The organism is Paracoccaceae bacterium, assembly GCA_012103375.1.
Classification (GTDB): domain Bacteria; phylum Pseudomonadota; class Alphaproteobacteria; order Rhodobacterales; family Rhodobacteraceae; genus WLWX01.
In genome coordinates this window covers 3,709,472-3,731,487 of record WLWX01000001.1, presented here as the reverse complement: position 1 = coordinate 3,731,487, position 22,016 = coordinate 3,709,472, and the positions used below count along the sequence as shown (strand labels likewise).

20 protein-coding genes are annotated in these 22,016 nt (G+C 63.2%); 13 read left to right on the top strand and 7 right to left on the bottom strand.

From position 1 onward, the window contains the following. The first annotated feature begins 114 nt into the window (after positions 1–114). From GKR99_19035 to GKR99_19000, 8 genes are all read left to right on the top strand, one after another. Positions 115–2,643, top strand: a complete 2,529-nt coding sequence (locus GKR99_19035; GenBank protein NKB29536.1) for a pyruvate, phosphate dikinase — start codon at positions 115–117, stop codon at positions 2,641–2,643. 439 nt (positions 2,644–3,082) lie between these two features. After that, a complete protein-coding gene (locus GKR99_19030) occupies positions 3,083–3,661 on the top strand; it encodes a cell wall hydrolase (protein NKB29535.1) in 579 nt (192 codons plus the stop codon). A gap of 220 nt (positions 3,662–3,881) precedes the next feature. After that, positions 3,882–4,772, top strand: a complete 891-nt coding sequence (locus tag GKR99_19025) for a diguanylate cyclase (protein ID NKB29534.1) — start codon at positions 3,882–3,884, stop codon at positions 4,770–4,772. Between the two features lie 38 nt (positions 4,773–4,810). After that, on the top strand, positions 4,811–5,824 hold the full coding sequence (gene folP / locus GKR99_19020) for a dihydropteroate synthase (GenBank protein ID NKB29533.1): 1,014 nt from the start codon (positions 4,811–4,813) through the stop codon (positions 5,822–5,824). Continuing rightward, a complete protein-coding gene (locus GKR99_19015; GenBank protein ID NKB29532.1) occupies positions 5,821–7,161 on the top strand; it encodes a phosphoglucosamine mutase in 1,341 nt (446 codons plus the stop codon). Before folP ends, GKR99_19015 begins: the two co-directional genes overlap by 4 nt. 26 nt (positions 7,162–7,187) lie before the next feature. Then, positions 7,188–8,282: a UDP-3-O-(3-hydroxymyristoyl)glucosamine N-acyltransferase gene (lpxD, locus tag GKR99_19010; protein NKB29531.1), complete on the top strand. Its 1,095-nt coding sequence runs from the start codon at positions 7,188–7,190 to the stop codon at positions 8,280–8,282. Positions 8,283–8,323: 41 nt separating this feature from the next. Next, positions 8,324–8,590: an acyl carrier protein gene (locus GKR99_19005; GenBank protein NKB29530.1), complete on the top strand. Its 267-nt coding sequence runs from the start codon at positions 8,324–8,326 to the stop codon at positions 8,588–8,590. Continuing rightward, on the top strand, positions 8,587–9,795 hold the full coding sequence (locus GKR99_19000) for a beta-ketoacyl-ACP synthase II (GenBank protein ID NKB29529.1): 1,209 nt from the start codon (positions 8,587–8,589) through the stop codon (positions 9,793–9,795). Before GKR99_19005 ends, GKR99_19000 begins: the two co-directional genes overlap by 4 nt. Before the next feature lie 11 nt (positions 9,796–9,806). On the opposite strand, the gene GKR99_18995 is transcribed toward GKR99_19000, so the two are convergent. Then, positions 9,807–10,382, bottom strand: a complete 576-nt coding sequence (locus GKR99_18995; protein ID NKB29528.1) for an invasion associated locus B family protein — start codon at positions 10,380–10,382, stop codon at positions 9,807–9,809. 415 nt (positions 10,383–10,797) lie between these two features. On the opposite strand from GKR99_18995, the gene GKR99_18990 reads away from it, so the two are divergent. Further along, a complete protein-coding gene (locus GKR99_18990) occupies positions 10,798–12,351 on the top strand; it encodes a DUF853 family protein (protein ID NKB29527.1) in 1,554 nt (517 codons plus the stop codon). Between the two features lie 299 nt (positions 12,352–12,650). Here the strand turns inward: GKR99_18990 and GKR99_18985 are convergent, their stop codons facing one another. The 4 genes from GKR99_18985 to GKR99_18970 all read right to left on the bottom strand — a co-directional run bounded on the left by GKR99_18985 (position 12,651) and on the right by GKR99_18970 (position 15,915). Beyond that, positions 12,651–13,151, bottom strand: a complete 501-nt coding sequence (locus tag GKR99_18985) for a polymer-forming cytoskeletal protein (protein NKB29526.1) — start codon at positions 13,149–13,151, stop codon at positions 12,651–12,653. Continuing rightward, positions 13,141–14,427, bottom strand: a complete 1,287-nt coding sequence (locus GKR99_18980; GenBank protein NKB29525.1) for a peptidoglycan DD-metalloendopeptidase family protein — start codon at positions 14,425–14,427, stop codon at positions 13,141–13,143. Before GKR99_18980 ends, GKR99_18985 begins: the two co-directional genes overlap by 11 nt. 214 nt (positions 14,428–14,641) lie before the next feature. After that, a complete protein-coding gene (locus GKR99_18975) occupies positions 14,642–15,454 on the bottom strand; it encodes a DUF455 family protein (protein ID NKB29524.1) in 813 nt (270 codons plus the stop codon). Continuing rightward, positions 15,451–15,915, bottom strand: coding sequence for a thioredoxin-dependent thiol peroxidase (locus GKR99_18970; GenBank protein NKB29523.1), 465 nt, complete (start codon positions 15,913–15,915; stop codon positions 15,451–15,453). The genes GKR99_18975 and GKR99_18970 overlap by 4 nt, the downstream gene beginning before the upstream one ends. 240 nt (positions 15,916–16,155) lie before the next feature. Between GKR99_18970 and queA the strand changes: the two genes are divergently transcribed. After that, positions 16,156–17,217 (top strand): tRNA preQ1(34) S-adenosylmethionine ribosyltransferase-isomerase QueA, encoded by a 1,062-nt coding sequence (queA, locus tag GKR99_18965; GenBank protein NKB29522.1) that lies wholly within the window; start codon positions 16,156–16,158, stop codon positions 17,215–17,217. Positions 17,218–17,742: 525 nt separating this feature from the next. Here the strand turns inward: queA and moaA are convergent. Next, a complete protein-coding gene (moaA, locus tag GKR99_18960; protein ID NKB29521.1) occupies positions 17,743–18,753 on the bottom strand; it encodes a GTP 3',8-cyclase MoaA in 1,011 nt (336 codons plus the stop codon). A 112-nt stretch (positions 18,754–18,865) separates the two neighbouring features. On the opposite strand from moaA, the gene GKR99_18955 reads away from it, so the two are divergent. The 3 genes from GKR99_18955 to GKR99_18945 are packed head-to-tail and all read left to right on the top strand — an operon-like array spanning position 18,866 to position 20,994. Further along, positions 18,866–19,330 carry a hypothetical protein gene (locus GKR99_18955; GenBank protein ID NKB29520.1) on the top strand — a complete coding sequence of 155 codons (465 nt, stop codon included), beginning with the start codon at positions 18,866–18,868 and terminating at the stop codon, positions 19,328–19,330. Between the two features lie 5 nt (positions 19,331–19,335). Continuing rightward, the gene (locus GKR99_18950) at positions 19,336–19,986 is read left to right on the top strand and encodes an AMP-binding protein (protein ID NKB29519.1); all 651 of its coding nucleotides are present in this window, start codon (positions 19,336–19,338) and stop codon (positions 19,984–19,986) included. A gap of 57 nt (positions 19,987–20,043) precedes the next feature. Then, positions 20,044–20,994: an AMP-binding protein gene (locus tag GKR99_18945; GenBank protein NKB29518.1), complete on the top strand. Its 951-nt coding sequence runs from the start codon at positions 20,044–20,046 to the stop codon at positions 20,992–20,994. Here GKR99_18945 and GKR99_18940 read toward each other — a convergent pair. After that, a protein-coding gene (locus GKR99_18940; protein NKB29517.1) for an IS630 family transposase occupies positions 20,966–21,924 on the bottom strand; the annotation gives its coding sequence in 2 pieces (ribosomal slippage) (positions 20,966–21,580 and positions 21,583–21,924; 957 coding nt in all). The genes GKR99_18945 and GKR99_18940 overlap by 29 nt on opposite strands. Positions 21,925–22,016: the final 92 nt, after the last annotated feature.

Here is a 22,016-nt window from a genome sequence, read left to right as displayed (position 1 = left end):
CCTGACATTGTTGTCTGATCCTGCATTGAACGCCTTCACCCTTGCCCGACCATCAATCCTCGCTATGCTGCGGCGCGAAAGGATGCCGCGGTGCAGCATAGCGACCTGAGCCAGATGACCGAGATCACGCCGACGGCCCCCATGTCGGCGGCGCTGCATGGTGGGCGCGCGAAATGTCTGCAACGCCTGATCCGGCTGGACCTGCCGGTGCCGCGCACCGTGGCGCTGCCGTTCCCGACCGTTCGCGCAATCGCTCAGGGCCAGATGCCCGATCTTGCCGCGTTGCTGGGCCAGTTCGATGCAGGCGCGCTGCTGTCGGTGCGACCTTCAAGCGAAGATCCCGACTGGGGCGGTCCCGGCGCGATCCTGAATATCGGCATGAATGATGCGCATCACGCCGCACTAAGCGAAACATTGGGAGAGGCCGCCGCAACCGCGCTCTATGTGCGGTTTCTGCAAGCCTATGCAGTGGATGTCGCCCATCTGGACCCGGATGAGTTCGAAACCGACCAGACAGATGCCGACACTCTGCAACGTCTGCTGGCCGCCTACAAAGACGAAGCGGACGAACCCTTCCCGCAGGATCACGCGCATCAGCTTGCCGCGGTGCTGTCCTCGATGGCGCGGGCATGGGAAGGCACCTCGGCCCGTATCCTGCGCGAAGCACGCGGCGCGCCCGCCGACGCGGGGCTGGGCCTTGTGGTGCAGGAAATGGCGCTGGGCGTGGGGCCTGCGGAAAGCGGCTCTGGTGTGATCCAGTTTGTCAGCTCGGACACGGGCCAGGATATCGTGACCGGGCGCTACCTCAGCCAAAGCCAGGGGCGCGATGCGCTGACGGGTCTCGAGGGCGCCATATATCTGACGCGTGATGAGCGTGGCCCCTCGCTTCAGGAACTGTGCCCGGATGTTTTCGCCGATCTGATCCGCATCGGCGGCATTTGCCGCCAGCGCCTGCGTGAAGAAATGCAAGTGGAATTCACCGTCAGCGACGGGCGCCTGTTTGTTCTGGACGCGGTGCGTATCGCGCGCAACAGCCGTGCGGCGGTGCGGATTGCGGTGGCGCTGGCCGAAGATGGCGTGATCCCGAAGGCCGAAGCGCTGCTGCGGATCGAACCGCGCGCCTTGAATGAACTGCTGCACCGGCAGGTTGATCCATCGGGCGCGCGCGACGTCGTGGCGCAGGGCATCGCGGCCAGCCCGGGCGCGGCGACCGGCGTGCTGGTGTTCACGGCCGAGGCGGCGCAGGCCAATGCGGCGCGGGGCGAACCCTCGATCCTGGTGCGCCATGAAACCACGCCCGAGGATATTCGCGGCATGCACGCCGCCGTCGCGGTGCTGACGGAACGCGGCGGCAGGACCAGCCACGCGGCCATGATCGCACGCGGGCTGGGCCTGCCCTGTGTGGTGGGCGCATCGCGCATCGCTATCGACGCCGCCGACCAGACGCTGACGACGCGTGACGGGCGGGTGCTGAACGCCGGCGACGTGGTGACGCTTGACGGAACAGCGGGTGAGGCGCTGGCCGGGGCCGCGCCGCTGCTGGAACCGGCGCTTGGCGACAGTTTCCGCACCCTGATGGATTGGGCCAGCGATCATCAGGATATCGACGTGCGCGCCAATGCCGATACCGTCGCAGAAGCGCAGGTTGCCGCCACCTTCGGGGCCAGCGGCATCGGGCTGTGCCGGACCGAGCACATGTTTTACGAAGCTGACCGCCTGACTGTGATGCACGAGATGATCTTTGCCGATGGTCCCGATGACAGGCAGGGCGCGCTGGACCGCTTGCTGCCGATGCAGCGGGCCGATTTCGCGCAGCTGTTCCGCATTATGGAGGGGCGGCCCGTCTGCATTCGCCTGCTGGATCCGCCGCTGCATGAATTCCTGCCGAATTCACGCTCGGGCCTGCGCGAATTGGCGGATGCCTTGGGGATGCCGTTGAAGGACGTGACGCGTCGCGTCGCCTCGCTGACCGAATTCAACCCGATGCTGGGGATGCGCGGGGTGCGGCTGGGCGTGGCCATGCCCGAGATCTATGAAATGCAGGCACGCGCCATTTTCGAGGCAACGGTCGAAGCGACCCGCGCCGGCAACCCCGTGGTGCCCGAGGTGATGATCCCCCTGGTTTCGGCCTTTCGGGAGGTTGAGTTGGTCAAAAGCCGCATCGACGCGGTGGCCGCCGCCGTGCGGGCCGAAAGCGGCACAGAATTCTCGTTCCGCCTTGGGGTTATGGTCGAAACCCCGCGCGCCGCGCTGCGCGCGGACGAGATTGCGCGCTATGCTGAATTCCTGAGCTTTGGGACCAACGACCTGACGCAGATGACCTATGGCCTGTCGCGCGACGATGCCGGACGCTTCATGAGCGAATATGTCAGCCAGGGTGTCTTCCCCGAAGACCCGTTCCACCGCCTGGACGAAGACGGCGTGGGCGAATTGTTACGCATCGGCGCGCAGCGTGGGCGGGCGGCGCGTCCCGATGTGACCCTGTCGATCTGCGGCGAACATGGCGGCGACCTCGAAAGCATCGAGTTTTGCCGCCGCGCGGGGTACGATTACGTCAGCGCCTCGCCCTTCCGGGTGCCGCTGGCGCGGCTGGCGGCGGCGCAATTGGCGATCCGGGCTGGCACGAAATCCGCACAACTTTAGCGTGGGGTGACAACTTGACGCGGGCGTAAAGCGCGTTTTGTCGCCAGTTCTGGGCCAAAAAGCGCCCATATTGGATGATTGTCGTCCCACAATGCGCCGAAATCACGCGGGTGTTTACGCACCGGGGGTGGATTTGCAAGATTAACTCCTTTAAGGCCCCCCACGGCGATCGGGGAGATTGGGTCGCCAGAATGTATGGATGCAGGGCGCCGGGACGGTTGGCGCGACAGATGTAGGGACGAAAGACATGGACGGCTCTCGCCAGGTTGCCACCCTCGGGGTGGCATTGGTTGCCTTTTGCGGTGGATTGACCACCGCTTTGATGATTCAGGAATTTACCGGGGACACGTCGGCACCGAATACGCGCCCTGTGGTGACAATGACGCCGACTGCTCCGACAGTGACCGAACAGGTCGTCGAGGCCAGCGTGATCGTGCCGATGGTGCCCGCGCCATCGCTGGCCGAGAATCTGGCCGGACTGCTGGGCGACAAGACCCAGCCGCTGACGGCGTCAGTGCCCGACACGATGACCAAGATGATCCGGCCACACCCGGTGCAAGGCCCGGTCAAGGGGCCAGGCCCGGTGCAATACACTCGCGCCTATGTTGACAGCCTGCCGGTTGCCAAAGGCGGGCGTGACTGGCGCTGCATGACCGAAGCGCTGTACTTCGAAGCGCGCGGCGAAAGCGTCAAGGGCATCTTTGCCGTGGCCGAGGTGATCCTGAACCGCGTCGACAGCAAGCGTTTTCCGAATTCGGTCTGCGGCGTCATCAAGCAGGGCGTAAACAACCCGCGCGGTTGCCAGTTCTCTTACGCCTGTGACCGCTATCCGGAGGTTTACCGCGAAAAAGGGGCACGCGCACTGGTGGGCAAGATTGCCCGCGTGATGCTGGATGGTGCGGACCGCAAGTTGACCAAGGGGTCGGATCATTACCACACCAAGGCGGTAAACCCGCGTTGGGCGCGTGCGTTCGACCGGACCGTGATCATCGGCGTGCACAAATTCTATCGCTCATAATCGTTTATCCGGCTCAGTTGATCTGACGGATTGAATGGCAGGCCCGGGCAAGTCCCGGGCCGCTTTTTTGCGTGATGTGGACATTGGTGGACCTTTTTGCATTCACTGGCTTGCCCGGCGATCCTCGGACATCCAGACCAGCAGCGCCGCATCCCAAACCGATCATCTCGCCCGCCTTTTCTGGTTCATCCCGGACCGATCATACGCTAACCCGGCTTTGATGACCGACTCCGTCTCACTCAGCTTCGGCCCGCTTGAGGATCGCGCCCGCGCGGATGCGCCGGATGCAGATCGGATTTCCTTGCGCGACTTCCCTGTCGACGTCGAAATCGGCGCGTTCGAGGTTGAGCGTGGCACGAAACAGCGCCTGCAATTTTCGGTTGTCGTGGCCGTTGCCCCGCCGGATGCGGAGGTCGGCGACGACGTCGACCGCATCCTGTCCTATGATACCATCGCCGATGCGATCCGGGCCGAGCTTGCGGCAGAGCGCCTTGCCCTGCTGGAAACGCTGGCCGAGCGTATCTCGCTTCGCCTTCTGGCTGAACCACAGGCGCGACAGGTCTGGATTCGCATTGAAAAGCTGGACCGTGGACCGGGCGCTCTGGGGATCGAGGTTGTGCGCCAAAGCAGCAAACAGGCGGCCAGCGGTGCGACCCCGCCTGTCGTCGTGGACCTTGGCGCGCTGACCGGCGCGCCCGAGGCTGCGGTCAAATGGCTGGACTATCTGCATCATCAGGAAAAACCGGTTCTGGTTTGCGCTGATGCGGATATCGCCGCGCCATCGAACGAAGCGCAGCGCCGCATCGCCCTGCTGACCCGCGACGCCGCGACCTGGGCGCTGTCGATGCTGCACGCCAAGGCCCATGTCGCCGCCACCCGTACCGAAGTTGACTGGGCGCTTGCACAGGGGCGGCTAACACTCTGGGCGCCGGGGAAAATACTGCTCGACACGCCGGGGGCGCCGGATGCGGCCGCTGAAGGGGCCGTCCTGGCGGGTTGGATGGCTGACCGGCTGGGTGCGCAGAAACTGGTGGTCGTCGGCAGGGATTTGCCCGCAGGCGTCAGAACTCCGGCGATTTCTGTCGAAACTGAAACACTCTCTCTGGGGTGATCCTTGCCAAGGCGGGGCCGATTGCCGATAGCCGTGGCATGAACAGCTATTACCGCCCCCTTGTCCAGATCGACGCCGCCCGGCCTGCCGGTGCGCAGCCCGTGGCCGGGGGCTGGGGCTGGTTTACCCATGCCGAGCGGATCGAGCGAGGCGGTGTGCGCAAGGTCGTGGCTACGTCGGAAATTCCGGACGACACGCTTGCTGCAATCACCGCGCCCCGCGCGCCGCTGGCCGGACTTGATCTGACCCAGCCGCGCCTGATGGGCATTCTGAATGTGACGCCGGACAGTTTTTCGGACGGCGGGCGGTTCTTCGACCCTGACGTGGCGCTGGCCCATGCCCGCGCGATGGCTTCGGGCGGGGCGGATATCCTCGACATCGGCGGCGAAAGTACCCGCCCCGGCGCGGCCGAGGTTTCAGTGGCGGATGAGATTGCACGCACGGCGCCGGTAATCGAGGCGCTGCGGCACGGGTATGACGGCGCGCTGTCAATCGATACGCGCAAGGCCTCCGTGGCGCAGGCGGCTTTGCAGGCAGGGGCCGATATCGTCAATGACGTGGCCGCGCTCGGCTTTGATCCGGCACTGGCCACCGTGGTCGCCGACGCGAACGCCCCGGTGATCCTGATGCATGCGCAGGGCGATCCGGCGACGATGCAGGACGCGCCGCGCTATGACGATGTTCTGCTGGACGTATATGACTACCTCGCCGGGCGGGTCGCTGCGGCGCGCGCAGCAGGGATTGCGGCGGACCGGATCGTGGTTGATCCGGGTATCGGATTTGGCAAGACGGTGGATCATAATCGGGCGCTGCTGCGCGGGCTGTCGCTGTTTCATGGCCTTGGCTGTCCGATCCTGCTGGGGGCGTCGCGCAAGCGCTTTATCGGAACGCTGGCGGGGGCCGCGGATGCGGATGACCGGATGCCGGGATCACTCGCCGTCGCGCTGGCAGGGCTGGCGCAGGGCGTGCAGATCACCCGCGTTCATGATATGGAAGCGACAAAACAAGCCGTCACCCTGTGGCAGGCGGCAACGGGAATGGGACAGGCATGAGCAAACCATTGTTTGGAACCGACGGCGTGCGCGGCAGGGCTAATGAGTGGCCGATGACCGCCGATATGTGCTTGCGACTTGGCGCGGCGGCGGGGCGGTATTTTCGCACCGATGGGCAGATCCGGCACCGGGTGGTGATCGGCAAGGACACGCGCCTTAGCGGTTACATGATCGAAAACGCGCTGACTGCGGGCCTGACCAGCACCGGCATGGATGTGCTGCTGCTAGGCCCGGTGCCGACCCCGGCGGTTGGCTTGCTGACACGGTCCATGCGCGCCGATCTGGGGATCATGATCTCGGCCAGCCACAATCCGCACCAGGACAACGGCATCAAGTTCTTCGGCCCCGATGGTTTCAAGCTGAGTGATGAGGCCGAGGCCGAGATTGCCGCCATGGTGCAGGGCGACGTGGCCCCCGTGCCGCCGGCCGAGATTGGCCGCGCCACCCGGATCGACGATGGCCGGGGGCGCTATGTGGAACGGACCAAGGCCAGCTTTCCCCGCGGGCTGCGGCTGGACGGGCTGAAGGTCGTGGTGGATTGCGCCAACGGGGCCGCCTATCGCGCCGCGCCCGAAGTCCTGTGGGAGTTGGGGGCCGAGGTGATCCCCGTCGGGGTCAGCCCGAATGGCACCAATATCAACAATGGCTGCGGGTCGACCAATACCTCGCTGGCCGCTGAATCCATTGTGGCGCACGGCGCGGATGTGGGCATCTGCCTGGACGGGGATGCCGACCGGGTGATGATCCTGGATCAGAACGGGCGTGTGGCGGACGGCGATCAGCTGATGGCGCTGCTGGCGGCGCGCTGGGCGGACGAGGGGTGGCTGAACGAAAACATGCTTGTCGCCACGGTGATGAGCAATCTGGGGTTGGAACGCTTCCTCAAAAAACGCGGATTGGACCTGATGCGCACTGCCGTCGGCGACCGCTATGTGGTCGAAGCGATGCGTGCAGGCGGCTTCAATCTGGGTGGTGAGCAATCGGGCCATATCGTCATGACCGATTTCGGCACAACCGGCGACGGGCTGGCCGCCGGGCTGCAATTCCTTGCCGAGATGGTACGTACCGAGGTCAAGGCCAGCGTGCTGACGCAAAGCTTCACCCCCGTGCCACAGCTGTTGAAGAACGTCCGCTATGCAGGCCCTGACCCGACCAATGCAGTACCGGTACAGGCGGCGATTGCCGATGCCGAACACCAGTTAAACGGCACCGGTCGCCTATTGATCCGCAAGTCGGGAACCGAGCCTTTGATCCGCGTCATGGCCGAGTGTGAGGATGAGGGGCTTCTGGCCGAAGTCGTTGACGGTGTGGTCGCAGCGGTTGAGGCAGCGGCCTGAGCACGATGTCTGAAAGCCCGCAACAGATGACCACATTCACCCTGGCCGATATTGCCAGCGCGCTGGGCGCGCCGGTTCTGGGCGACGGGACATTGCCGCTCAGCGGGGCGGCGGAACCGGCGGATGCCGCGCCTGACCAGTTGGCGATGGCGATGAACCCGGCCTATGCCGACGGTCTGACCAAGGGCCGCGCGCGCGCCGCTCTGGTCTGGCCCGGGGCGGACTGGCAGGCGCTGGGCCTGTCGGGCGCTGTGGAGGTGCCCCGCGCGCGCCTTGCAATGGCGGGCGTCACCGCGCTGTTCGATCCGGGCCCCGAGGTTGCGCCCGGCATTCACTCCAGCGCCGTGATCGACCCAAGCGCGCAGATCGCGGCCGGGGCCGCCATCGGCCCCTTTGTCGTCATTGGGCGCGGCGTGCGCATCGGGGCAAACGCCCGCATTGCTGCCCATGTCAGCATCGCCGAAGGCGCGCAGATCGGCGACGACGCGTTGATCCATCCCGGTCTGCGGATCGGCGCGCGGGTAAAGATCGGCGACCGCTTCACCGCCCAACCCGGTGGTGTCATCGGAGCGGACGGATTCTCGTTCGTGACGGCGGAAAAATCGGCCGTCGAAACCGTGCGCGAAACGCTGGGCGCGGACACCCCGACAGACGCCCAACCCTGGGAGCGTATCCATTCGCTGGGCACGGTCGAAATCGGCGATGATGTCGAATTCGGCGCAAATTCAACCATCGACCGGGGCACTATCCGGGCGACCACCATTGGCGACGGCACCAAACTCGACAACATGGTGCATGTCGGCCACAACTGCCGGATCGGCCGTAACGTGTTGTTATGCGGGCAGGTCGGGATAGCCGGATCGGTTGAGATTGGCGATCAGGTCGTGCTGGGTGGGCGCGTCTGTGTGCAGGACAATATCTTCATTGGTGACGGCGTGATTGCCGGTTTCGGCAGCGTCATCATGTCGAATGTCCCCGCCGGGCGGGCCATGCTGGGCTATCCCGCGGTGCCGATGCAGACCAGTATCGACAGCTACAAGGCCCTGCGCCGCCTGCCGCGTCTGGCCCGCGACGTTGCGACGCTTAAGAAAGCGGTTCAAAAGCCCGCTGCGAACGACTAAATCAGCCGCGACAGCAGGTTCATTTCTGATCGGGGCAGTTCATGTCGCAGAGTGTGAAAGACAGGGTCATTCGCATTTTAGCCCAACAGGCGGTGCTGGAACCCATCGACGTTTCGACGGACCATTCCCTGGAAGACCTTGGTATCGACAGCATCGGCCTGGTCGAGGCGATCTTCTCGATCGAGGAAGAATTTGACGTCGAAGTGCCATTCAACACCAACACTCCACAGGACAGTGCTTTCGACATTTCGTCGGTTGCCGCCATCATCGGGGCTGTCGAAGGCCTGATCGCGGCGCGCGCTGCATGAAACGGGTTGCAATCACCGGCGCCGGGACGATCAACGCGCTGGGCCATTCAGTCGAACAAACGCATGCCGCCATGGCCGAGGGGCAGTGCGGCGTCGGCCCGCTGGACCTGCGCGATGCGGACCGTCTGCAGGTGCGCATTGGCGCGCAGGTTAAGGGCTACGACGAAGACGAACATTGGTCGCGCCAGCAGATCGCGCTTTACGACCGGTTCACGCAGTTTGCACTGATCGCGGCCCAGCAGGCGGTTGCCGCCTCTGGCCTGAGGTTTGAGGGCGACCTTGCGGATCGTTCGGGCGCGATTATCGGCACCTCGGGCGGCGGGCTTGGCACCCAGGACGAAAATTTTCGCCTTGTCTATGAAGACGGCAAGAACCGGGTGCATCCCTTCGTTGTGCCGCGCCTGATGGCCAATGCGGCGGCCAGCCATGTGTCGATGATCCACGGGCTGCGCGGCCCGACTTACGCAGTCAGCACGGCCTGTGCGTCGTCCAATCACGCAATGGGGCAGGCGTTCCATTTGGTGCGCTCGGGCGCGGCGCCGGTGATGCTGACCGGCGGGTCCGAGGCGATGCTGTGTTTCGGCGGCATCAAGGCCTGGGAAGGGTTGCGCGTGATGTCCCGCGATGCCTGCCGCCCGTTCTGCGCCACCCGCAACGGGATGGTTCAGGGCGAAGGCGCAGCGGTCTATGTTTTTGAGGAATGGGACCACGCGGCGGCCCGTGGCGCCGATATCCTGGCCGAGGTTGTCGGCTTTGCCATGACCTCGGACGCGTCCGACATCGTGATGCCGTCGCAGGATGGTGCGGCGCGGGCGATATCAGGTGCGTTGCGCGATGCCGGAATCGCGCCCGCGGACGTCAGCTATGTCAACGCGCATGGCACCGGCACGGCGGCCAACGACCGGACAGAATGCGCCGCAATTGCGCAGGTGTTTGGGGATCACGCCGCAGATCTGATGGTTTCCTCGACCAAGGCGATGCACGGGCACTGCATCGGTGGCACTGGCGCGGTCGAGTTGCTGGCCTGTCTGATGGCGCTGCGCGACGGCGTGGTGGCCCCGACAATCGGCCATCAAAAGGCGGACCCGGATTGTCCGCTGGACGTTGTCCCAAACGACGCGCGCGACGCCCGGGTGGACGTCGCGCTGTCGAATGCATTTGCTTTTGGCGGGTTGAACGCTGTACTGGCGCTCAGGCAGGCTTAGCCGGCGCCGCCTCAGTTGGTGCCGTTGGCGGCGTTCACGGCGTCAAAACCAGCGGTGAACCCTTTCAGGGATACCGACAGATCAACCGTCTTATTCTCAGCGGCCGCCGGTACGATTTGCAAATCCGCCTTGGCGCCGCGCTTGAACGCCGCGACTTCGGCTTCAGCAAGGCCAAACCGCGAAAAACACCCGATCGCTGCGCAGAAGGTAAACGGCCGGCGTGTCACCTTGCCATTGTCCACTTTCATCGCGATGCCCGGTGGCAACATCGTGGCCAGCGGCGTAATGATCGTGACCCCGGCAGCGGCCTTGCCGCCCTTGGCCAAGCCGAAGATAGAAATCTCGGCCACCGAATTGTCGTTGGAATCCTTCAGCAACTGGTACAGATGGCAGCGATCTTCCCCGTCCGGGACCGCCTGACACCGCATTTCCCAGTCGTCAAAGTTTCCTGCCAGATAGGGCCCTTTGGGCGCTTCGCCCTCGGCCGTTGCGCCCGCTGGCGCGGCTGCATTTTCGTCCTGCGCCCAGGCTGCGCCGCCAAAGGCCAGTGCCAGGCCAAGTACCAGGGATTTCATCAGATCAGACATCGGTGCCTCGTCATTCGTTAAAAGTCGTGTTTCCCGGGGGGATTTATCATGCCGTCACGCCAGTGTCAGGCCACAAATGCGCGACTGCGGCGGGGCAGGCGCCAGACACAAAAAAAGGGTCGAATTCGACCCTTTTTCCGCATTCTTTTCTCCCCGTCGGACTGGCCGACTTAGTCATTGGCGCAGAAACTAAGGGCAAGACAGCGTTGCGTCAACAGTGAATTCCGTGACGTTAAGTAATGCCGACAAGCCGCTGAAAACAATCGGCGAATTTGGCGGTGGATTGTCCATTTTTCAGACGGGCCACCCAGACAACAAACCAACACACGCGCTGCCCGGGCTGTAACAACACTGGCAGGTTTGGGTTAAGTTTGTATGTTGGGCGAAGTGAGTTTTCTTTCAGGGGGCGGGCGGTGTGTCTGACACAATTTTTATCGGTGGTGGCGGCGAAGAGTACCGTGATCCGCAGGGCATGTTGCTGGAATATGCCAACCGTCACGGCCTGATCGCAGGGGCGACCGGAACCGGCAAAACGGTGACGTTGCAAATCCTGGCCGAAAGCTTTTCGGCCCAGGGGGTTCCGGTGTTCCTGTCGGATGTGAAAGGCGATCTTTCCGGCCTGGCCGAGGCTGGCAGCGCTGAATTCAAGCTGCAGGAGGCCTTTACCAGCCGCGCCGAAAAAATCGGCTTCACCGACTATGTTTACGAATCCTTCCCGGTGACTTTCTGGGATCTGTTTGGCGATCAGGGTCACCCGATCCGCACCACGGTTGCCGAAATGGGGCCGCTGCGGCTGGCCCGCCTGATGGAATTGACGGACGCACAGGAAGGCATCCTGAACATCGCATTCCGCGTCGCCGACGACGAAGGCATGCCGCTGCTGGACCTCAAAGATCTGCGCGCACTGCTGATCTGGGTGGGCGAGAATAAGGCCGAGTTGAGCTTGCGTTACGGCAATGTCTCGACCAGTTCCATCGGCGCGATCCAGCGCCAATTGCTGGTGCTCGACAATCAGGGTGGCACCAGGTTGTTCGGGGAACCTGCGCTGGAAATCTCGGACATTTTCCGCACTGACACCGATGGGCGGGGCCGCATCTCGATCCTGGCGTCCGACAAGCTGATGTCGTCGCCGCGCCTCTATTCGACCTTCCTGCTGTGGCTGCTGAGTGAGCTGTTCGAGGAACTGCCCGAAGTCGGCGACCCCGAAAAACCCAAGCTGGTGTTCTTCTTTGACGAGGCGCACCTGCTGTTCGACGATGCCCCCAAGGCGCTGGTCGACAAGGTGGAACAGGTGGCGCGGCTGATCCGCTCTAAAGGGGTCGGGGTGTTCTTCATCACTCAGAACCCGGCGGACGTGCCTGAGGATATTCTGGGTCAGCTTGGCAACCGCATCCAGCATGCCCTGCGCGCCTTCACCGGGCGTGATCAACGCAACCTTGCGCGCGCAGCGCAGACCTATCGCGCCAATCCGCGCTTCGATGTGGAATCCGCCATTCGCGAGGTTGGCGTGGGCGAGGCTGTGACCTCGATGCTGGAACGAAAGGGCGCGCCCGGCGTCGTCGAACGCACGCTGATCCGCCCGCCGTCGTCGCGGCTGGGCCCGATCGAGCACTCGGCCCGTGAAGCGCTGATCAAGACGTCACCGATTGCCGGGAAATACGAACATCTGAAAGACCGCGAAAGCGCCTTCGAGATTCTGACAGCCCGCGCCGAAAAAGCCGCGAAAGAAGCGGCTGAGGCCGAAGCGCGAGAGGAGGAGGCCGAGGCGGCCGAGGCGGCCGAGCGCGAATACCGCACCGGGCGGCGCTATAAGGGAGAGCGGGTCGAGCGCTCCACCTCTCGCAGGCGAATGCGCAAGGACGACAGCTTTGGCGGGGCGCTGGCCAAGGTGGTCGTGAAAGAGCTGAAGGGAACCACCGGGCGGCGCATCGTGCGCGGCATCTTCGGAACGCTGTTCAAGGGACGATAGGGCGCGCGCGCCCGACCGGCCCCGCCGGTCAGGCGCTGGTCTGAACTTGGCGCATCCAGGCGAGTTGGTGGCCAAACCGGCGCCAAAAATCATGCAAACTCAACGGTGCAGCGCCCGCTCACCGGTCCAGCACGCGCCCGGCTTGCGGTGTATCGGTGAATACCCGTTTCAGGCCGAAACGAACTGAAAGACAAGCAAGCAGCCGTCCAGCCTCAGACGTCGCAAAGCCCGCACCATTTACGTCAATTGAAGCTTGCCCGTAGCGCTGCAATCTGCCGAGATGGCAACCGCATCAGCCCTCAGCTTTCCACCGTCGCCCGCGCAATCGCGCGGGGCTTGCCCGCGGCGTTCAGCGGATCATCCTGACGCTGGACCGAGCCTTCGAAATGCGCGCCGCTTTCGATCGCGATGGTCTTGTGAACGATATCACCTTCGACCCGCGCCGTGGCCGTCAGGCGCACTTTCAAACCGCGCACTTTTCCGATCACCCGGCCATGCACAACCACATCGTCGGCCAGGCATTCACCCTTGATCGTGGCGCTTTCGCCGATGGTCAGCAGATGGGCGCGGATGTCGCCTTCGATCTTGCCCTCGATCTGAACATCGCCTGATGTCTTGATGTTCCCGACAATTGTCAGATCCGCCGCCAGCAGCGATGCGGGCGGCTTGCCGCGCGTCGCCGGAAGCGCTGCGGGCGAGGCTTCGGATGCGATGCTTGCAGGTGGCGGCCCACCTTCGCCGCTTGCCGGCCCATCGACCGGTGTTGCACCTTCGTTGGTGGATTTGTTCTTAGAAAACATCTCGCGCTGCCTTGATATATCGCATTGGATTGATGGCCTTGCCGCCGATCCGAATTTCATAATGGAGGTGTGTGCCGGTCGACCGGCCTGTGTTCCCCATAGCAGCGATACGATCCCCGCGCGAGACCCTCTGCCCGACTTTCACATAAATTTTCGAGGCATGCGCATAGCGTGTTTCGTAACTGTATGCGTGTTGGATTTTCACCAGGTTCCCATAGGCGCCTGCGCGCCCGGCATGGGTCACGACGCCGTCAGCGGTGGCATGAATGGGCGATCCGTGCGCACCTGCGAAGTCAGTTCCCGAATGCATCCGGCCCCAGCGCGGGCCAAACCCCGAGGTATAGCGGAAAGACTGCGTAAGCGGGATCATGAACGGCGTCTTTTCGACCGCCAGCCGGTACAGGTTGATCTGGTCAAGACTGGACAGGATCTCATTGGCGCGCAGGGTCATTTCATCGGGCGCCTCGCCCTTGGTTGAAAACGTCAGCGGCGCCAGCGGCCCGCCCTGACCGGAATAATCCCGGCGCACCTGCTCGATCAGGTTGTCAGTGTTAACCCCGGCGGAACTGAACATTTTCTCCAGCGGTTGAACCGATACGGTCAGCGCCTCTTCCAGCTGCGCAAAAATCCGGTCCGTGCGATCATTCTCGATCCGCTTTTTGCGCAGAAGTTCTTCCAATTCCGAACGCGCCGCCTGGGATTCGACGGATTCGATATCACGCTCGGCAGCGGTGACATCCAGCAGGTCCGCCAGCATATCGACGGTTGTCGCAATCTCGCGCGTGCGGCTGGTGGTGCCGGTTCTTGCCGTGCCATCATCGGTCAGCAGCCCCGACAGCATCTCACCTTCGGCCATCGCGGCGTCACGTTCCAGAATGGTCCGGCGCAGAGCAGTCTGAACAACTTTGATCCCGGTTTCCAACTCACGGCGGCGGTCTTCACTGGCCAGCAGCTCTGACTGCATGTTCGAGACTTGCTGCAAAGCGGTGTTGAACCGTTCCTGTGCCAGCCGCGCTTCTTCGGCGCGGGCGTCGCGGGATTGGCTCATCGTGGCCAGACGCTTTTCATAAAGCAGCTGATCGCGGGCAACCTGATCGCGAACGTTTCCGACACCGACTGAATCCATCAACAGGATTGCGGTGGCAACAATCGTCCAGCCAAGCACCAGCGCGCAGCCGGTCAGCGCAATCAGCTGAATTTTAGGCGTGAAGCGAAGGTAACGGGTTTCCCCTTCCGATCGCAAAAACAGGCGCTGTTCGGGAAAGGCGCGTTCCAGCGCCGAATCCTGCCGTCGGTGTCCGTGGTGGTAATTTGACCTCACATCCCCGTCCTGTGCTCGTTCCTGTCCCCGGTGCTCATTTGTCCGGGTTCCCCAACCCGCACGGCACGCGCCCTTCGTAACGACCAATACATGCAATCGCAACGATTCTGACTGTGGTTTTCCGGCATCGGCAAAGCGGCGTTGGCGTTGGCGGATTTCCGCCGAACCCTCAGCGCGCCGCTTCGGTTAGGGGCCAGTAGAAGTCCGGCGGCATCCCGGCTTCGGCGCGTTTTTCTTCGTTGAAGGGCGGGCGCAGGTGGCTGTGGAAGTAGCGTCGCACCAGATCGTGGAAGGTGTCACGGGGGTCCATCTCGTGCCGGCCACACAGAAAGTGGAACCATTTGGAGCCATAGGCCACATGCCCGACTTCTTCGCTGTAAATCGTTTCAAGCGCCGCGACCGCATCGGTCAGCTCGGCCTGGCGAAACACCTTGATCATACCGGGCGTCACATCCAGCCCGCGCGCCTCTAACACCATCGGGACAACGGCAAGGCGGCCCATGAAATCCCCCTGAGTGTCCGTGGCCGCGCGCCACATACCGGCATGGGCGGGCAGGGCCCCGTAATAGCTGCCGAGGTCTTCAAGGCAATTACACATCAGATTGAAATGTTTGGATTCTTCATCCGCAGCGCGCACCCAGTCGTCATAGAATCCCAGCGGCATCCTGACATCCGAAAACCGCACGATCAGGTCCCAGTGCAGATCGACTGCGTTAAGCTCGATATGCGCGACAGCATGCAGCAGCGCAAGGCGCCCGGCCTCGGATCCAGGCTTGCGATGGGGTACATCGCGCGGGTCTTTCAACTCGGGCCGGTCCGGCCGGGCCGGGAAGGATGGCGGCGCGGCATCCCCCAGCGCCAGCGGCTGCCCTTGGCCCCGCGCCGCCTGCCAGCGCTGCGCATGGGCACGCGACAGCGCCGTCTTGGCGCGCCCGTCAGCGGTGGTCAGAACCTCGACCGCCATTTGAGTCAGCGTGGTCATGCGTCGTCGCGCAGATGGGCCAGGATATCTTCCACATGCCCCTTCACCCTGACCTTGTTCCAGACCCGCTCGACCCGCCCATCCGGGCCGATAATCAGTGTCGTTCGAATAATGCCAAAATAGGACTTTCCATACATCTGCTTTTCTGCCCACACGCCGTACCGGTCGCAAACATCGCCGCCCGCATCCGACAAAAGCGGAATCGCCAGCCCGTGTTTGTCGCGAAATTTGTCATGCTTTGCGACGGTGTCTTTCGAAATGCCCAGCACCTGAACACCGGCTGCATCGAAGTCCTTGCGATGGGCGGTGAAGGCCAGTGCCTCGGCCGTACAGCCCGACGTGTCGTCCTTTGGATAAAAGAACAACACAACCCGCGCGCCGCGCAGATCGCTCAGACAGATTGTTCCGCCACCATCGCGGGGCAGGGTGAAATCCGGGGCGATATCGCCTTTTGTCAGCATGGGGTCTCCGAACATCTGAATGGTCTGGCGCAATCTGTCCCAGTCTGGCGTGTGCCGCTGGCGGGGTCGAGTCGATTGCACCCTGCGCCTGCGCCGAATGTCTTTTCGCCGTAAATACTCTCGGGGGGTGTCGAGGGCCCGGCCCTCGACTTCGGGGGGCAGACAGCGTCCCGCCACCGCCTGCGGTCCTCCGCATGCAATGCTTGCAAGCGCCTGCGTTTCCAGCCAGATGCATGCGCCATGAAACTCAGCGATTTTGACTTTGATCTGCCCGAGGGTCTGATCGCCACGCGGCCCGCCAAGCCTCGGTCTTCGGCGCGCCTTCTGGTGGCCGAGCGGGGGCGCCTGACGGACGCGCATGTCACGGATCTGCCCGACTGGTTGCGCCCCGGCGATCGGCTGGTGCTGAACGATACGCGGGTGATCCCTGCCAGGTTGACCGGGTTGCGCCACCGCGCCTCTACCCAGGGTCCCGTGGCCGCGAAGATCGAGGTGACCCTGCTGGAGCCTATGGCCGATGGGCAATGGCAGGCGCTTGTCAAACCGCTCAAGAAGATACGCGACGCTGAGGATATCGTTTTCTCCGAAGCACTTAGCGCCACGGTGACTGGGCGCGCCGATGGTCAGGCGACACTGCAATTCAACGTCGTGGGGGACGAATTTGATACCGCATTGGCCAAGGCTGGCGCGATGCCATTGCCGCCCTACATCGCCGCCTTGCGTGCGCCGGACGCGCAGGATCACGACGATTATCAGACGGTCTGGGCGCGCGCAGCGGGGGCGGTGGCGGCCCCGACCGCCTCGCTTCATTTTGACGATGAATTACTGGCGGCATTGCGTCGGCAAAACGTCGGCATAACCTATGTCACGCTGCATGTCGGCGCAGGCACGTTTCTGCCGGTGAAGGTGGATGATATCGCGGACCACAAAATGCATGCCGAACGCGGCGAGGTGACCGCGCAGGCCGCATCCGAGATTGCCGCCACCCGCGCTGCGGGAGGGCGCATCATCCCTGTCGGCACAACCGCCCTGCGCCTGCTGGAAACCGCCGCGCGCGAAACAGGCGAGGTTGCCCCGTGGAAAGGTGCGACGGATATCTTCATCACACCGGGATTCCGGTTCCGCGCCACCGACGCGCTGATGACCAATTTCCACCTGCCGAAATCAACGCTGATGATGCTTGTCGCCGCGTTTCTGGGGGTCGAGGAAATCCGCGCCGCCTATGCCCATGCGATCGCGCAGGGGTATCGGTTCTTTTCGTACGGAGATGCGTCGCTGTTGATGCCGGTGCGGGACAAGTAAGCGCGGCAGATTCACCAGTCTCAAACAGCGCTTTATGCCATCAACGCAATCCACCAAGCCCGGTCAGAGCATGTCTTTATCGGCGACATTCCAAGACTGCGAACCAATCGCGCGTAATCGACACCGGCGCGCATGCGCCATGCTCGCCCTACCTCAAGCATCATCCTTTCAATCTGCAACGATGCCCAAAGACGAACACCCGCGCTTAGCCGGGCGCGCGCCGGACCGGCGGGCTGGCGTAGCAACGTTGGATGGGCATGTTTTATGGCGAGGTGTTAGCCGTCAACTATCCAGGATGTGCCAACCTCGAACCGACGCCAGACCGGTGGGGCCGGTCCGGCGTACGCCCTGCGCCTTTGGCGCGCACCGGGCGCAGGGAATTCCGGTGGCGATCGAGGTATTTGGGATAGCGCTCTAAGTCGTGCACAAAGCATGCGCCCATGACCGACACATTCAATCTGGACACACTGCGCAAATAGTCTTGTCGATAGTCGTGGCTGCTCTGCTTGGGTACCGGCCCAAACTTCACCCGCCGGTGTGGCTCATATGTCGGCTGACCTGACCGTCCGGCTTCTGGCGGGAATAGTCGAAATCATGCCCCTTGGGTTTCAGCGAGATTGCGCGCCGGATCGCCGCTTCCAGCGGCGCATCCGATTCGCTGCCGCGAAGCGCGCTGCGCAGGTCGGCGTTGTCTTCCTGGCCCAGACACATGAACAACTCACCCGTGCAGGTCAGGCGCACGCGGTTGCAGCTTTCGCAGAAATTATGGGTCAGCGGGGTGATCAGGCCGATCTTCTGGCCCGTCTCTTCCACCCGGACATAGCGCGCCGGGCCGCCGGTGCGTTCGGGCAGGTCAGTCAGGGTGAACCGGCTGGCCAGTTGCGTCTGCAAATCGTTCAGCGACCAATATTGCCCGACCCGGTCCTCGCCACCCAGATCGCCCATCGGCATCACCTCGATAAACGTCAGGTCCATATCGCGCTTGGCACACCAATCCGCGATGCTGAACAGCTCATCCTCATTAAACCCTTTCAGGGCCACAACGTTGATCTTGACCCGCAAGCCTGCTGCCTGCGCCGCATCAATCCCTTTCAGCACCTGCGGCAGGCGCCCCCAACGGGTGACGCGGGCAAACTTCGCCTCGTCCAGCGTATCCAGCGATACATTCACCCGCCGCACGCCCGCCGCAAACAGGTCATCCGCGAACCGCGACAATTGCGACCCGTTTGTCGTCAGCGTCAGTTCCTGCAACGCGCCGCTGTCCAGATGACGGCCCATCGAACGGAAGAAGGTCATGATGTCGCGCCGCACCAGCGGCTCACCGCCGGTGATCCTCAGCTTGTTGACGCCAAGACCCACAAAAGCCGAACACATGCGGTCCAGCTCCTCCAGCGTCAAAAGCTCTTTCTTGGGCAGGAAGGTCATGTTTTCCGACATGCAGTACACACAGCGGAAATCGCAGCGGTCGGTGACCGAAACCCGAAGATAGCTGATCGGGCGCTGGAACGGATCAATGAGGGGGGCAGCCTGTGACATGGGCCGGACCCTAGGCGCGTCGGCGGTTCACCACAAGGGCAGGGGGCCATGCGCACAATGCGTTGAACCCGCCGTGATTGTCGCCTAGTTTGCCGCGATGCGACTCGTATTTTTGCCCCTGCTGGCCCCGCTTGCCCTGACTGCCTGTACTGAAGGCACGTTTTTCGACAACCTTTTTGCGCCCTATGAGGCACCTCCGATTGAAGAGGTCGCAGCGCCTGCGGCCGGGACGCAGGATCCGACCTTTGTGGCCCCGCGCGTGGCCTCGGCCCCAGTTGATCCGGAAATCGCCGAACAACGCGCGGCATGGGTGTCTGCTGCGGCGGCCAACAAGGGGGCCCGGCTGGGCAGCACCATCGCCTCGCTCGGTGATCCGACCGAAGGCGGGCTGTGGATTGAAACACCGCTGGTGTCGGCGCCGACCACCGGCAAGATCGAATACCCGATCACCCGCAAAACGGTCGAGGTTCAGCTGCGGCCCGCAGGGTCCGGCGGCAGCCGTGCCTCGCTGGCGGCGTTCCGCGCGCTGGATGCGCCGCTGACCGGCTTGCCAGAGTTCGTGATCTACGGACAGTAAGCCCCATGGCCGACCGGCCACTTTCAACGGTCGGCGACTGGGACGATATGTGCGCGCGTTTTCAATGGCGCGTGCCGGATGATTTCAATATTGCCGCCGCCTGCTGCGACGTTTGGGCCAATGCGGAACCTGACCGCCTGGCACTGATCGAGCAGCGCGGTGACGGGATCCGCAACTGGACGTTCGGGCAGCTGCGCGACGCCTCGGACCGGTTTGCCAACGTGCTGTCGGCGGATGGCGTCGGGCAGGGCGACCGCGTCGCGATCCTGCTGCCACAAACGCCCGAGGTGCTGATCACGCATTTCGCCGCGATGAAGTTGGGCGCGGTCACGGTGCCGCTGTTTTCGCTGTTCGGCCCCGATGCCCTGCACTTCCGGCTTAGCGATTCTGGCGCCAAAGCAATCATAACCAATGCCGAGGGGGCGGCGAAGCTGACCGGTTTGGATCTGCCGGGCCTGTCGCGGATCTATGTAACGGATCAGCCCATCAGCCCGGCGCGCGATTTCTTGGGCACGCTGAACAACGCGCCTGCAACGCCACGACCCCCCGTAGCCGGGGCCGCGGATCCGGCGATGATTATCTATACCTCTGGCACAACCGGGCCGCCCAAAGGGGCGCTTCACGCGCACCGGTTTCTGTTGGGCCGATTGTGTTGAAAAACTCCGTTTTAGGGCCTGAACGATGATTTTTCTTTCCATGCAGCCCGATCCTAAATTTTTGGCGCGGGGGTCGGCCCAAATCGCCTACATGCGCTCACGCGCAGCCATGCGCTGTCTCGTGGTCAAAGCTTTCCGACTATTTCGCTTCATAGGTTTTCGCAAGAAATCCGCGACGCTCTGATTTCGGAGTTTTTCAACACAATCGGCCATCTGCCGACACTGCAACTGTGTTATGAGGATTTTCCGAAACCCGGTGACATCGGCTGGACCCCGGCAGATTGGGCCTGGATCGGCGGGCTGATGGATCTGGCGCTGCCGTGCCTGTATTTCGGCGTGCCCGTGGTGTGTCACCGGATGGCGAAGTTCGATGCGCGCGCTGCGTGGGACTTGATCGCCCGGCACCGCGTGTCGGTTCTGTTCCTGCCGCCCACCGCGCTGAACCTGCTTCGCGAGGTGCCGGTCCCCGATTGCCATGCGGTCCGGGCCATCGGCTCGGGCGGAGAGGCCCTGTCGCCCGCGCTCCGCGCCTGGGCGCGCGATCAGATTGGCGCGCCGATCAACGAGTTTTACGGCCAGACCGAATGCAATCTGGTCATCACCGGGTGTTCCGCCGTCCTGCCCCTGCGTGACGGCGCAATCGGTCGCGCCGCGCCGGGGCACGATGTTGCCGTGATCGACGCTGCCGGGCAATGCGTCGCGCAAGGAGAGATTGGTCAGATCGCCATCCGCGCCACCAAGGATGCGCCAGACCCGGTGATGTTCTTGCGATACTGGAACGCGCCCAAGGCGACGGCCGCCAAGTTCATTGGCGACTGGATGGTGACCGGCGATCTGGGGCGGATGGACGCCGACGGTTACATCAGCTTCGTGGCGCGCGACGACGATGTCATAACCTCTTCCGGCTACCGGATCGGCCCGGCCGAGATCGAAGCCTGCCTGACCAGCCACCCAGACGTGACCCTAAAGCGTTTCGACATTAACCTGAGACATATCCGGCGGCCTTAAAGTAGTTCCAGCATTCTACTGGGTCGTAGAGATCGCAGATTGCTCCGATTGCTTCGAAGACCTGGGTAAAGGACCTGGCCCCGATCCGTCGCAAATGGGCTTTCAGTTTAGAGAAGGCCTGCTCGATGGGATTCAGGTCGGGCGAGTACGGTGGCAGGTAAAGGAACCAGCAGCCGTGATTGCGTAAAGCCTGCGTCGCCTCCTTATTCCGGTGGGTTGCCAGGTTGTCGAGAATGACGACAGTGCCGGGGTTGATCTCGGGGACCAGCACTTCGCGGATGTAGGCCGCGAAGGCGGGGCCATCTATCGCTCCCTTGATGACCCAAGGTGCGATCAGCGCGCCTTGGGTCAGGCCCGCGATCAAGGTTTGGGTTCCCCAGCTTCCGAAGGGCGCATCCATCGTCAGGCGCTTACCGCGCTTGGCTCTGCCGCGTAGGCGCGTGAGGTTTGTCTTCACTGCGGTTTCGTCAATAAAGACAACGCGCTCAGGAAAGGTCGCAATGGCTGGCGAGCGGTATCTGAACCAGTCGGCCCGTTGCTGCCTTACCTTGGCGCGGCGGCGCTCGGTTGCGACCAGCGACTTTTTTTGTACGTGAAGCCGAGCCGGGACAGAAGGTTGGCGATGGAGGAGTGATGCACCCGCACACCCTCTGCATCGGCCAGCGCATTACGCAACTCAAAGAGCGTGATGTCAGGGTCTTGTGCGATCAACTCCTCAAAGAATTCCCGATGCGGAGCCAGCTTTCCCTTGCCGCGCGGCGGTCCCTGCCGGGCAGGTTCCGCATGACCCTTCATCCTCACCTGACGCGCCCACCGCGCGCCTGTGGCAGGCGACAGCTTCAACCGCAACGCCGCCGCGCGCCCGCTCAACCCTTCTTCAATGTATCTCTGAAACCGTATCCGAAGCGCAGATGGCAAAGGTGCTGACATGATCCATCCTCCCAAACAGGATGAATCACAGATCAGGTCTCAAGGGAATCCCTCGCGATTCAGGTTCAAGACGAAACGCTTTAAGGCCGACC